At 63.6% G+C, this 13,189-nt stretch carries 12 protein-coding genes; all 12 read right to left on the bottom strand.

The features are described from left to right. Window positions 1-168: 168 nt before the first annotated feature. Window positions 169-981 carry a dihydrolipoamide acetyltransferase family protein gene (locus VGZ23_15510; protein HEV2358999.1) on the bottom strand — a complete coding sequence of 271 codons (813 nt, stop codon included), beginning with the start codon at window positions 979-981 and terminating at the stop codon, window positions 169-171. A gap of 21 nt (window positions 982-1,002) precedes the next feature. After that, a complete protein-coding gene (locus tag VGZ23_15505; protein HEV2358998.1) occupies window positions 1,003-2,157 on the bottom strand; it encodes a DUF917 family protein in 1,155 nt (384 codons plus the stop codon). After that, window positions 2,154-3,812 carry a urocanate hydratase gene (locus tag VGZ23_15500; protein HEV2358997.1) on the bottom strand — a complete coding sequence of 553 codons (1,659 nt, stop codon included), beginning with the start codon at window positions 3,810-3,812 and terminating at the stop codon, window positions 2,154-2,156. Before VGZ23_15500 ends, VGZ23_15505 begins: the two co-directional genes overlap by 4 nt. Window positions 3,813-3,828: 16 nt before the next feature. Continuing rightward, a complete protein-coding gene (locus VGZ23_15495; GenBank protein HEV2358996.1) occupies window positions 3,829-5,025 on the bottom strand; it encodes a mandelate racemase/muconate lactonizing enzyme family protein in 1,197 nt (398 codons plus the stop codon). A 114-nt stretch (window positions 5,026-5,139) separates the two neighbouring features. Next, window positions 5,140-6,483, bottom strand: coding sequence for an isocitrate lyase (gene aceA, locus VGZ23_15490; protein HEV2358995.1), 1,344 nt, complete (start codon window positions 6,481-6,483; stop codon window positions 5,140-5,142). 17 nt (window positions 6,484-6,500) lie between these two features. Continuing rightward, on the bottom strand, window positions 6,501-8,102 hold the full coding sequence (gene aceB / locus VGZ23_15485; protein HEV2358994.1) for a malate synthase A: 1,602 nt from the start codon (window positions 8,100-8,102) through the stop codon (window positions 6,501-6,503). 4 nt (window positions 8,103-8,106) lie between these two features. Then, entirely contained in the window at window positions 8,107-9,033 is a 927-nt protein-coding gene (lipA, locus tag VGZ23_15480) for a lipoyl synthase (GenBank protein ID HEV2358993.1), read from the bottom strand. A gap of 8 nt (window positions 9,034-9,041) precedes the next feature. Then, on the bottom strand, window positions 9,042-9,482 hold the full coding sequence (locus tag VGZ23_15475) for a VOC family protein (GenBank protein HEV2358992.1): 441 nt from the start codon (window positions 9,480-9,482) through the stop codon (window positions 9,042-9,044). Window positions 9,483-9,596: 114 nt separating this feature from the next. Further along, window positions 9,597-10,814 (bottom strand): cystathionine beta-lyase, encoded by a 1,218-nt coding sequence (gene metC / locus VGZ23_15470; GenBank protein HEV2358991.1) that lies wholly within the window; start codon window positions 10,812-10,814, stop codon window positions 9,597-9,599. A gap of 58 nt (window positions 10,815-10,872) precedes the next feature. Continuing rightward, complete coding sequence (locus VGZ23_15465) at window positions 10,873-11,883, bottom strand: transketolase C-terminal domain-containing protein (GenBank protein HEV2358990.1); 1,011 nt, start codon at window positions 11,881-11,883, stop codon at window positions 10,873-10,875. Further along, window positions 11,880-12,875 (bottom strand): thiamine pyrophosphate-dependent dehydrogenase E1 component subunit alpha, encoded by a 996-nt coding sequence (locus VGZ23_15460; GenBank protein HEV2358989.1) that lies wholly within the window; start codon window positions 12,873-12,875, stop codon window positions 11,880-11,882. Before VGZ23_15460 ends, VGZ23_15465 begins: the two co-directional genes overlap by 4 nt. Next, window positions 12,868-13,077: a lipoyl domain-containing protein gene (locus VGZ23_15455; protein HEV2358988.1), complete on the bottom strand. Its 210-nt coding sequence runs from the start codon at window positions 13,075-13,077 to the stop codon at window positions 12,868-12,870. Before VGZ23_15455 ends, VGZ23_15460 begins: the two co-directional genes overlap by 8 nt. Window positions 13,078-13,189 lie beyond the last annotated feature (112 nt).

Raw genomic sequence — 13,189 nt, 5'->3', positions numbered from 1 at the left:
GGACACCGCGCGGTTCCGAACGCCACAACGAACGCAGGAGCCATTGCGGTAACTCTACCAGTCCATGTTTTGTGTTTTGATCGTCTAGATAAGACAGGTAGTATTCGATGTCCTCATCCGAGACTGCCGCGCCCCGAAGTTCCGGCCGCGACGTTGACGCGGTCCAGGTCACCCGGACTGTGCGACGCCCGTCCTGGACGAGTGATGCTCCGGTGTTGGCACTTGAGATCCTGGAGTCGGCGGAAGAAGCAGCAAATACGGACGTTCAAGAATCGATTTGACGTGTTGCAAGAATTGTGCAGCCGGTGCTCCATCTACAATCCGGTGGTCGAACGTCAAAGACAATACCATTGTCAGCTTTGGGGCAATCTGCTCGGCCGCGACGACGGCGCACCGGCGCACTCGGCCTACCCCCAGAATGCCGGCCTCGGGTGGATTAAGAATCGGCGTAAACGCGTCAACGTCGTAGATGCCGAGGTTTGTGACCGTGAACGTGCCGCCGCGTACCTCTTCCGGCCGCAGTCGATTGGCGTGCGCCCGTTCGGCAAGGTCGCGAATCGACGCGGAAATTTGCTGGAGCGTCGCGTGATCGGTGTGGCGCACCACGGGGACGATGAGTCCTTCGTCGAGCGCCACGGCAAACCCGACATGGATGTCCGGAAGGCGCCGGATCCCCTCGTCTTCCCATCGTGCGTTCAGACGAGGATGCGCCCGCAGCGCCAATGCTGCCGCCCGAACGATGAGGTCGGTATAGGTGAGGTGAATGCCGTGACGTCGCGCGAGTTCCGGTCCGACCTCGGTTCGCAGTCGGGCGGCCTCCTCCATATTCACTTCAGTCGTCAAAGTCAATTGGGCGGTTGATTTGAGACTGTCGAGCATGCGCCGGGCAATAATCGCTCGCATCCTCGAGGGCCTCACTCCTGCCTCGGCTGGACGCGCCGAAGACGAAGACGGCCCAGGAATCGCATGAGGCGGTATCATCGGCGTAGCGTCATCTCCTCTCTAAGATCGGCGAGCGCTTTCTGTGCCTTCTGCGTGACCATCCGCCGCCGAATCTCGTCGACATGCGGGAGGAACCAACTCGCGATCGAGCAGTTCCTCCACCCCTCGGTAGGCTTGTACGTCCCACACGCCCGCGCCAAGTGGTATCGAAGCATGCGGGACGGTGACAATAATCACCGGGTCCCCGCGCTTCAACGCAGTAATGCCGATGGGCATACCGTCCTTCTGCGATAGAAGCACGATCAGGTCGGGGAAGGACGACATTCGAATTCCGTCGACATCGAGCGTGAGGAACTCGTTCACCACGCCAAGCTCTGCGACGTGGCCGCCGTCCGCCACCACGACGCAACCGACGTCGTACGCTCCCCGGAGGCGAACGGTCTGCTCCGTCACCAATCCCGCCAGCACAACGTTCGCGTTCAGCGTCGACACGATCGCGTCAATGAACGCGTCGGGTCCCCGACCGAGCGCGGCGATCATCGCTCGGCCAAGATGAATGCTCATGCTGACCGAACCGACGGCTGCGGCCGTGCGCAAGAAGCCAATTGAAACCGGACCTCGACACGCGGAGATGCCTCCGCCCAGCACATCGGAAGCGCGTCTGACGACATCGGACGTCAACGCAAGCGGCCCCCAGACCACCAATTCCATGCGACCGCGGTCAGCGAGGGTGCCGCCCACTGCCGCTTGGAAGATCGCAACGTCGAGGCGCGAAGCCAATCCCATTCCGCCCATCCGCACGGACGGGTGGCCGCGACCGTTCGTCGCGCAATCGAGTACCACAATGTTCGGGTCAAGCGCAGCGTGCAGCCACGACGTCGCCACACGCGCACTCGGGTGCCCCATCACTGTGCCGACGAGTCTCCCGTTTCGGGTGTCCTCGCGTTGGGCGATGGCCGCGCGGATCAACTCGAAGGCGCGCAGCCGGTCCCTCGGAAAGACACTGCTTGTGTGCCCTCCGGGAGCACCAACGCCGGTCGTCACGATCGCCAAGTCGCCGTCCTCGAAATCATCCAGATCCGCCAGCCTTGGCTGGCCAAACTCAAGCACCATTTGAGCCTGCCGTAGGCCCTCCTCGAGGCCTCCCCCTCCGGCCCCCAACACGAGGCCCCCGTACACGGCAGCCTCAACATCTCCAGTCGTTAGCGTTCTCACTGCGGAGTCGTGGGCGTGTCGTCATGTCTGGCCAATCGTACGTCGAGCCCAAGCTGATGCCGATTCCGGGCGGCAATGGCGGTCTCGTACCCCGCATCGGCATGGCGGAGCACGCCGAGCCCCGTATCTGCGTGCATCACGCGTCGGATGCGCTCCCGAGCGTGCGCCGTTCCATCCGCGATGACCGTGGGGCCCGCGTTTAGCGAACGTCCGTAGGCCTCGTGTATCGCGACGAGATCGGCTCCCGCGATGGCGTCCAGCAGACCGTTCAGAATCGGCCAATCGGCGATGCAATCGCTACCATCCCGCATGTTCTCCGTCTCACGAAAGCGGCACGTGACACTTCCAGAGTCCAGATGATCTCGAGTCAACGCCACTGGGCCGGCGATGTCCCCCTTTTCGATGAGATCGTTCACGGCCAGCGCGGCTTCCGTGCGCTCTCCGTGCCCAAGCCAGCAGACTCGAGCGGGCAACCCTGTGAACTTGACACGGGATGCCTTCGTGAGCCACTCCGTAATCCGCGGCACGTCCCGAAACATCTCCATCAACGCTTCGTCGATTCGGAAGATTGTGTCGGGATGGCCTTCGATCGCGATGAAACGGAACGGGCCGATCCCTTCGCAGAACATGGGGCGAATGAACAGATCAACGAATCCGGGGATATCAAACGCGTTCGCAACCCCGTTGGCCAGAGCGCGCTCGCGCAAGCCGTTGCCGTACTCAAACACGACCGTCCCTTTGCGCATTAGTGCCAACAAGCCCTGAACGTGCCGAGCCAGCGTCGCTCCCGCTAGGTCGATCAATTTCCCGGGATCCGTCCATGCGAGACGATCACACTCTTCCCCGCTGATGCCGGCAGGGACATAGCCCAACAATGGATCCGGTGTCGTCTGATCCGTGGCGATGTTCGGAACGATGCTGTGACGCTCGAAATGCTCCAGCACGTCCACGATGTTGGCAGCGACGCCGATCGAGGCAGCTCTACGCTCCCGGGCAGCCAACATCCACAGGCGAACAGCTTCCGGCACCGTCGGCGCGAGTCGCTCGAGATACCCTTCTCGCGCGCGGCGGGCCAAACGATCGAGGCGAACGTCTGCGACGAGAATTGCAGCGCCTGCCAGTACGCCGGCCAGAGGTTGAGCACCGCCCATGCCACCCGAGCCTGCCGTGAGAATAGTTCGGCCCACCAGGCTCCCACCAAAGAATCGCCGCGCAGCGGCCATAAAGGTCTCGTACGTGCCCTGGATGATCCCCTGGCTGCCGATGTACTGCCATGCGGCCGCGGTCATGCCCGGGTGAATCGTGAGATTACGTCGCCGTAAGTTCGCTATCTCCTCCTGGGTCGCAGTAATGGTTGTCCCGTTTGACATGATAACGAGAGGGGCGTTCTCCCCCGTCTCAAAAATGCCAATGGGTTTCCCGGACTGAATGACGAGTGTCTCGCAGGTCTCCAGGCAGTGGAGAGAGCGTACGATCTTATCGAGACTCTCCCAGTCCCGTGCAGCCTTGGATCCACCCCCGTACACGACGAGATCCTCGGGACGTTCGGCGTTTACGAGGTTGTTCTCGAGCAAACGCAGGATGGATTCTTGCCGCCACCCTTTGCAGCGGAGCCGAGCGCCGGTCTGGACCGTAATCTGCCGCGACAGAGTCATTGGTGGGCTTCAGAGCCTAGGTGCTGATGGTCATCGTGCCGGACCGCGCTTGGGGTGGACGACGTCGGATCGCGTCTTCGTTCGGCTCGGTGCCCCACCCCGGCCTATCCGGGACGATGAGGTGGCCGTCGTCGATTTCCGGCACATGTGTGAACAGCTCCGCATCCCACGACAGTCGATCGCCGTCATACTCAAGGATGTGGAGATTCGGGATAGCTGCGCCGATGTGACCGTTGATCATGGTGCTCAAGTGACCGTAGAAGTTGTGCAGCGCCACATTCGTTTCGTACGCCTCGGCGGCAGCCGAAATCTTCATCGTCTGCCATGCTCCGTTCCACACCGCGTCGACGATAGCGATGTCCATCGCGTGTTCGTGGAAGTACGGCAGAAAGTCACGAAGTCCGAACAGCGTCTCACAGGACGCCACAGGGTGGGCACTGCGAGCGCGGATATACGCAAGCGCTTTGGGGCTGTAGGTATCAATTTCGACCCACGATAGATCGAGATCCGCAACATCGCTGAGGATCTCGAGATAACCTGCAGTTTTTGCATTGAAGTTGAGGTCGAGCAGGATTTCAATGTCCGGTCCGGCACCGGACCGAAGGGCCTCCAGATGGGCTCGCAGATTTCGCCTTACCGTCTTGTCTACGGTGAGTTCGGGCACGAACGGGTGCGCAAATCCGGGATGCCAGCCGCGGACCGACCCCTGCTCGTATATGAACATATTCGTTTTCAATGCGGTGAAGCGCCGCGCTCGGACTTGCTCCGCGGTGGCTTCGGTACCCTCTAAGTTTGTGATCGCCGGCGGGTAGAATCGCGGATGCAGAATGTGCCACGTCGCGCAGTGTGACCAATAGAGGCGGACGCGGTCGCGCAGCTTGCCACCCAGGAGCTGATAGCAGGGCACCTGTAACGCTTTTGCTTTTGCATCTAATAGAGCGTTCTCGATGGCCCCGATGCCCTCACCCACGACGCCCCGATTCGCCATCCGGGTAGCGGCGTAGAGCTCGGCATGAATTCGCTCGTGGGCCATGACGGGCTGTCCCTTTACGCGCCCGGCGAGATGTTCGATGACAGTTGTGACGCCCGGAGACCCGTACCACTCATCGAATTCGCTCCAGCCTACGATCCCCGCGTCCGTGGTCAGTTTGACGAAGTGGTAGTTTCTCCACCCCGCATCGCAAGAGAGTGTCTCGATATCGGTAACTCTCATACCGAGCTCCTCAGACCGACTCGTTGTGTCGATTGCGGATCCCCCGACTGCCTGCTCAATGTCGTGGGATTCGATGTCCAAGGGACGGTCGGGTGGAAGTTGGGCCGCTCATTGCTACTCCTCGCCAGCCTCGACCGTGGCCTCCGCTGCGGCGGCATCGTCGGCCGAGAACTGCTCCTCTTCCGTCGACCCGCGCAGCGCAAGCGTCGAACTGGCCCCGCCCGCGATCACTTCGGACACCGCGTCGAAGTAGCCAGCGCCGACTTCGCGCTGGTGGCGCGTCGCAGTGTAGCCGTGCCGCTCCAGCGTAAACTCGTGGTCCTGCAGCTGCACGAATGCGGGCATGCCCGCCTCGGCGTATCCGCGCGCCAGCTCGAACATCGACGCGTTGAGCGCGTGGAATCCCGCGAGCGTGATGAACTGAAACTTGTAGCCCATCGTCGCGAGCTCGCGCTGGAAGCTGGCGATCGTCGCGTCGTCGAGATGACGCTTCCAGTTGAAGGAAGGCGAGCAGTTGTAGGCGAGGAGCTTGCCCGGGAAGTCGCGGTGCACCGCCTCGGCGAACCGGCGGGCCTCCGCGAGGTCCGGCCGGGCCGTCTCGAACCACAACAGATCGGCGTACGGCGCGTAGGCTCGCGACCGCGCGATTGCCGCGTCGAGGCCGGGGGTCACGATGTGGTAGCCCTCCGGCGTCCGTTCGCCCGTGAGGAACCGTCCGTCCTCTGGATCGATGTCGCTCGTGAGCAGGGTCGCGCCCAACGCGTCGGTCCGCGCGATCAGCACAGCCGGCACGCCGAACACGTCAGCGGCGAGACGCGCCGCGGTGAGGGTCCGCACGAATTGGGCTGTGGGCACGAGCACTTTGCCGCCCATGTGGCCGCATTTCTTCTCAGAAGCGAGCTGGTCTTCGAAGTGCACGCCGGCGGCGCCGGCCTCGATCATCTGTTTCATCAGCTCGAAGGCATTGAGCGGCCCGCCGAAGCCGGCCTCTGCGTCGGCGACGATCGGCGCCAGCCAATCGCGGCGCAGCCGACCCTCCGCCCACTCGATTTGATCAGCGCGGCGCAGGGCGTTGTTGATCTGCCGCACGAGGGACGGCGCGCTGGTCGCCGGATAGAGGCTGAGGTCGGGATACATCTCGCCGGCCAAATTGTTGTCGGCGGCCACCTGCCAGCCGCTCAAATAGATCGCCCGCACGCCGGCTCGGACGATCTGCACCGCCTGGTTGCCGGTCAACGCACCGAGCGCCGGCACGTACTCCTCGGTGTGGAGAAGGTGCCACAGGCGCGCCGCGCCCGCTGCGGCAAGACTGTACTGCACGTCCACCGAGCCGCGCAGGCGGACCACGTCGCGGGCGTCATACGGCCGGCGGATGCCCCCCCACCGGCGGTCGGCGGCCCAACGTCGCGCCAGAATCGCCGCCTGTTCGTCGATCCGCGTGCTGACCTCGTTCACCATCGCCTTGCCCTCCTGGGTCACGCGAGATGCTCGTACGCCGGAATCGTCAGAAACTCCACGAACGGGTCGGTGAGGGCGACACGCTCGAAGATCGCCCGCGCCTCCCCGAAGCGGCGGAGGTCGAACGCGTGGCCGAGATACTGCCGGATCCGTTGCAGTTCGTCGTCGGCCACCGCCCGCACGAGGCGCGCGGCCACGGGCCGGCCGTCGTCTAGGTGCGCGCTGTGGCGGACCCACTGCCAGATCTGCGATCTCGCGATTTCGGCGGTGGCGGCGTCCTCCATCAGATTGTACAGCGCCGCGGCGCCCGTGCCGCGCAGCCATGATTCGAGATACTCGATGCCGACCCGTACGTTCGTCCGCAGGCCGGCGTCCGTGATCGTTCCGCCCGGCACGCGCACGTCGAGCAGGTCGCGCGCTGCAACGCGCACGTCGTCCCGCGTCCGCGCAAGCTGCTGCCGGCGCCCCGCGAGCACGCCGTCGAACGCGCGCATCGCCTCGTCCACGAGCCCGGGGTGCGCCACCCACGTGCCGTCGAACCCGTCCGTCGCCTCGCGGATCTTGTCGTCGCGGACCTTGGCGAGCGCCTGGCGATTGACCTCGGAATTGCGGCGCGTCGGAATGTACGCCGCCATCCCGCCGACCGCGTACGCGCCGCGGCGATGGCAGGTGCTGACCAGCAGCTCGGTGTACGCGCGCATGAACGGCACGGTCATCGTGACCTGCGACCGGTCGGGCAGCACGAACTCCGGCCGCTCGCGGAACGTCTTGATGATGCTGTAAATGTAGTCCCACCGGCCGGCGTTGAGCCCCGCCGAGCGGTCGCGGAGTTCGTACAAGATCTCTTCCATCTCGAACGCGACGAGAATATGCTCGACCAGCACCGTGGCTCGGATACTCGCTCGCGGAATCCTGAGCGCCTCCTCGGCGAACGCAAAGACGTCGTTCCAGAGCCGCGCCTCGAGATGACTCTCCAGTTTGGGCAGGTAGAAGTACGGGCCGGTGCCGCGATCGAGCAGCGCCTGGGCGTTGTGAAACACATACAGACCGAAGTCGACCAGGCTGCCGGAAGCCGGCCGTCCGTCGAAGTACACGTGGGTCTCCGGCAGGTGCCAGCCGCGCGGCCGCACGATCAGCGTGGCGGTCTCTTCGCCGAGCCGGTACGCTTTGCCGTCCGGCCCGGTGTAGGCGATCGTCCGGCGGACGGCGTCCATGATGTTTACGTGACCGTCGATGACGTTGTCCCACGTCGGGGCGTTGGCGTCCTCGAAGTCCGCCATAAAGGTGCTCGCCCCCGAGTTGAGGGCGTTGATGATCATCTTCCGATCGGCCGGCCCGGTGATCTCGACCCGGCGGTCCTCGAGATCGCGCGGTACGGGAGCCACGCTCCACGCGGCCTCTCGGATCGCGCGCGTCTCAGGGAGAAAATCCGGAAGGCGTCCGGCGGCGATCTCCGCACAGCGCTCAGCGCGCCTGGCGAGCAGCGCGCGGCGGCGTTCGTCGAACTCGCGGTGCAGCGCGAGGACGAACTCCACGGCTTCGCGCGTCAGGACTTCGGGAAACCGGTCACCAATCGGCGCGCGTACTTCGGCTCCACCGGTCGCCGTCGAGGCTCTCATACGTCTATTGCCCCTCACGTCCGATCGCCGCCGCTTGTTCGTCGGCGTGATAGCTGCTGCGGACGAGCGGCCCCGACTCGACATAGCGGAACCCCATCTCAAGTCCTTCGACTTTGAACAAGGCAAACTCGCGCGGGTCATAGTGACGAACGACCGGTAAGTAGTCCTTGCCCGGCCGCAAGTACTGTCCGATAGTTAGAATGTCGCAGCCGACCTCGCGCAAATCGCGCATGGTCGAACGCACCTCGTCGCGCGTTTCACCGAGGCCAACCATTATGCCGCTTTTCGTAAGGCCACGTCGTCCCCATGTCTTTGCCCGGGCCAGAAGGTCGAGCGAGCGCCGGTAGTTGCCACCGACACGCACGGCGCGGAACAATCGCGGCACCGTCTCAATGTTATGGTTCACAATGTCCGGCTCAGCGGTGAGAACGGTGCGAAGAGCAGTATGATGGCCCTTGAAGTCTGGAATCAACACTTCGACAGAGCAACGCGGCGTGCGCTTGCGGATCGCTTGGATCGTCGCCGCGAATATTCCAGCTCCACCATCGGCCAGATCATCACGGTCTACGGAAGTGATGACCGCATGCCGGAGGCCCATCTTCTCGACCGCCTCTGCGACGCGGACTGGCTCCTGCAGATCCAGTTCAGCCGGCAGTCCATGCGCGATCGCACAGTACGCGCAATGCCGCGTGCACACGTTGCCGAGGATCAGGAAGGTCGCCGTCCGGCGGTTCCAACAATCGCCGATGTTGGGACAGCGCGCCTCCTCGCAGACGGTGTGCAGCGCCTGCGTACGCACGATCGCGACTAACTCGCGGAAGTACGGGCCGGTCGGAAGCCTTACTTTCAACCACTCTGGGTGTCGTCGCCGCGCACCGCTCGCCGCGTCTCCTACGTAGGCGCGCGGGGATTCGTGCCCATCATGTGGCATGCCCCCCATCACTGCGCTCCCGACTCCCTTGATCGAGCGTTGCAAGATTCTGTGACCATGTTTGGTTGGTCGTAATTGGAGATCTCGATTAGGTTTCCGTCAGGGTCGTGGAAATATACAGAGGTGAGCTGCCCGATGGCGCCGACCTGGGGTCCGGGTCCCTCAATTACCCTGACCTGATGGGCTTGGAGATGCGCTACGACGACATCCATTTGGGTGAGAGTGATGAAGCACAAATCGGCCGCCCCCGGGGTCGCACGCTCGGCTTTCGGTTCGAATTCGTGGCCTGTCCTATGCAAGTTGATTTTTTGAGAACCAAAATGCAGCGCCCAGTGATCTCCATCGAACACGACAGGCCTCATCCCAAGCACGTTAGAGTAGAAGGCGCAGGTTGCCTCGATGTCTCGGACGGTGAGCACGATATGGTCCAGACGATCAACAAGTGCCATACGCGGATCCTCCTCGAAGACGAAACCGCGTCGTTCCGCGACCTGCTCCCCGATTGGCGACAGCGACGGTTGTCGAACTGGCTGATCGTGTTGGGCCCTGATCGCATGAGGCTCTTAGGAAGGGACCGAACTTCGGCGCGTCGCTGGACCAGACCGATCCGCGCGCAACCGGGCGCTGAGACGATCGAATCCGTGCTGGAGGTCCAGAATTAAATCCTCCACGGCCTCAAGCCCAACATGCAGCCGCAGCAGAATCCCCGATTCCCGCCACGGCCGCGCAGTACGGTGTTCTGCCGGACGCGCAGGGATGATGAGGCTCTCGAATCCGCCGAAGCTGGCACCGATCTTGAACAGTCGAAGACCATCAAGCATCGCAGCGGCTGCGGGTTCGGACTCGGATCGCAGGAGCACGCCGAATAGACTTGAAGCGCCAAGGAAGTCTCGCTTCCAGAGATCATGTCCGCGATCGCTGGGGAGTGCCGGGTGAAGCACGCGGGACACCTCGGGCCGCGACGAGAGCCACTCTGCGATTTGGATCGCGGAGCGTTCGTGGTGACGAAGGCGAACTGCCAATGTGCGCAGTCCGCGGAGGGTCTCGTAGCAAAGATCAGGCGCGACACAGTCGCCAAATTCTTCTACGCCGTCTCTCACCGCGCGGAAAAGACATTCAGATCGAGTCGTAATTACGCCGAGCAGGAGATCTGAGTGGCCCGCCAGATATTTAGTGGCCGCTTGAAGCTCTACGTCGACCCCGTGATCGAACGAGCGGAAGTTAAGGGGCGTGGCCCACGTGTTGTCGAAAATCAGCACCGCCCCGTGCGCGTGGGCCACTTTCGCGATTGCCGGTATATCCTGCATGTCGAATGTCAGGGACCCTGGGGCTTCCGCGTAGACCACTTTGGTGGTCGGCCGCATGAGCGCGGCGATTTCCAAGCCAGCATCCGGATCATAGAACGTCACGTCAACGCCGAAGCGCGCCAGCACCGAGGTGCAGAAAAGGCGAGTCGGGCCATAGACGCTGTCCGCCACCAACACGTGGTCCCCTTGCCGAAGGAACGCGGTCAGGGCTTGCGCGATCGCGGAGAGACCAGACGATGTGACAAGCGACTTGTGGCCGCCCGAGAGCTCGGCGAGTGCCTCGGTCAGCGCGAACGTGGTTGGCGTGCCATGCGTGCCATACCAAAACCCCGTGTACTTGCGCTCCGCCCGCCGTTCGAAATCCTCCACGGTGCGAAAGAGCACGGTCGACGCTCGATACACCGGTGGATTCACAATGCCGAAGCGGTTCTGCGGGTCCCCGCCGGCGTGTGCCAGGGCCGTATCAGGTTTCATCGATCTCCTCGTTGGTGATTCGTCGCGCGTCGACGTCGCGTGAGCGAAGGAGCACGGCTCAGCCGCTGATCGACATCTGCTCGCCGCGTCCCTCGCGGAGGACCGCGCGTATGCCGGCTTCGATCGTGGCTTCCGACGGAATCACTTCCTTCTCGAGCGCCGCCGCATAGGGCATCGGCGCTCTGGCCCCGCCCACGCGTTGGACCGGCGCGTCGAGATCGCGCCAGCAGGCGGCGGAGATCGCCGATGCGAGCTCGCCGCCGAAGCCATAGAGCAGCGGTGCTTCATGGCACACCAGCGCATGCCGCGTCTTGCGCGCAGATGCGATCACGGTCTCCAGATCAAGGGGATACAGCGTGCGCAGGTCCACGATTTCGAGTTCGACGCCCTCGGCGCGCATTCGATCGGCCACGCTGAGGCTGCGATGCACCATGAACTGCGTCGCCACGACCGTCGCGTCTTGCCCGCTCCGGATGATGTTGGCCTTCCCAAGCGGCGTTGCGCTTCTTGTGAGCGGGCCACGGACGTTGTACAGCTGCTTGTGCTCGAGGAAAATCGTGGGGTTTGGACTGGCGACGGCGGACCGAAGGAGCCCGTACGCGTCGTCCGGGGTGGATGGGACGACCACCTCGAGCCCCGGGATATGGGCAAAGAGGGTGTCGAGCGACTGGGTATGCTGGGCGGCCTTTCCGGGCGCCCACCCCGTCGGTGTCCGAACCACGAGCGGGACATCAAACTGGCCTCCGAACATGTACCGAATTTTCGCAGCTTGATTGACAATCGGATCAAACCCGAGCAGCGAGAAATCAGAGTACATGATTTCCACAACTGGCCGGCAGCCGCCGAGCGCCGCGCCCACCGCCGCGGCCAAAATGCCCTCTTCACTGATTGGGGTTTCTCGAACGCGATCGGGCCCGAATTCAGCCAGCAGCCCGCGCGTCACCCCGTAGATGCCGCCGCCCGACCCCCACCGGGACAGGTCCTCGCCCATGACGAAGACCCGGTCGTCCTCGGCCAGGATGGACCGCAGGCTCTCGTTGAGAGCGCGCCAGAGCAAGGTCTCGTTCACGGCGAGACGCCTCCATAGACCCCTTGATACGCTTCCTCTGGCGCCGGCTCGGGGGCGGCCAACGCGTTCCTCTCCGCGACGTCTACGCACGCGGCAATGGCACCCTGCATCTCGTTGAGCGACCGGTCGCTTGCGACGCCGGCGTTAATGAGCTCGGTCTCTAGTCGCGTGATTGGATCCCGTCCTTTCCACGAATCGCGCTCCGTCGCCGATCGATACATCTCGGTATCACCCACCATGTGTCCGAGAAATCGATAGGTGTCGGCGATAATTAGCGTGGGACCCTCGCCACGCTGAGCGCGCGCCACTGCCTCGTGGGCCGCCGTCCAGACCGCGTAGACGTCCATGCCGTCGACGTTCACGCCAGGAATCCCGTACGCGTGCGCGCGGATGGACAGGTCCCGCACGCTCGCCATTTCTTCCACCGGCGACGATTGGGCGTAGTGATTGTTCTCACACACGTAAATACACGGGAGCTTCCAGATCGCCGCGAGATTGAGCGCCTCGTGGAAGATTCCTTGGTTGATCCCGCCTTCGCCGAAGTATGCGGCCGCAACCCGTCCCGTCGCTCGCTGTCGCGCGGCCAGCGCGGCTCCGGTGGCCAAGCCCACGCTCGCACCCACGATCCCGTTCGTGCCTAGGATGCCGAGTTCACGGGCCGCCAAATGCATTGAGCCGCCTTTGCCCCCGCAGTACCCGGACGAGCGCCCGAACAGTTCGGCCAGCACACGTTCCGGCTCGGCCCCTTTGGCAAGACAATGCCCGTGGCCGCGATGGGTGCTCGTAATCAGGTCCGCTGCTTGCAAATTGAGACTGACGCCGACCGCGACGGCTTCCATGCCGACAGAGGGGTGCGTCGATCCACGGATATAGCCGCGTTGCAAGTACCCCGCAAGCCGGTTCTCGATCTCTCGAATGAGAGACATCAAGCCCCACGCCTGGGCGCCGTACCGTGGCAGCCACTCCGCCCGTAGCAGCGTCGCGTCACTCACTGATAATCACCCCGAGCCGGCCACCACGGCGAAGCAGCTGACCAGGTTGGCACTCGATCCGGAGACGACCCGCGGCGGGCGCCGGGACCTCCACCGTGACTTTGGCCGTCATGACCTGGGCGATCGGCTGTCCTTCAGCCACGGTCGACCCGTCGTCAACCAGCCAGGCCGCCAACTCAATCTCCGGCTCCTCAGTGAACAACTTTTCATCCTCCACTGTGACAATCGCTTCTGACAAGTTCGTGTCCCCCAGTAGCGCGCGCCGACCCACGGAGTCACACCCAACCGTTGCCACCCGGCCCACCGCGCAAGAA

The sequence above is a fragment of the bacterium genome, assembly GCA_035945995.1.
GTDB lineage: Bacteria > Sysuimicrobiota > Sysuimicrobiia > Sysuimicrobiales > Segetimicrobiaceae > DASSJF01.
This window is presented reverse-complemented; position numbering and strand designations above follow the sequence as displayed.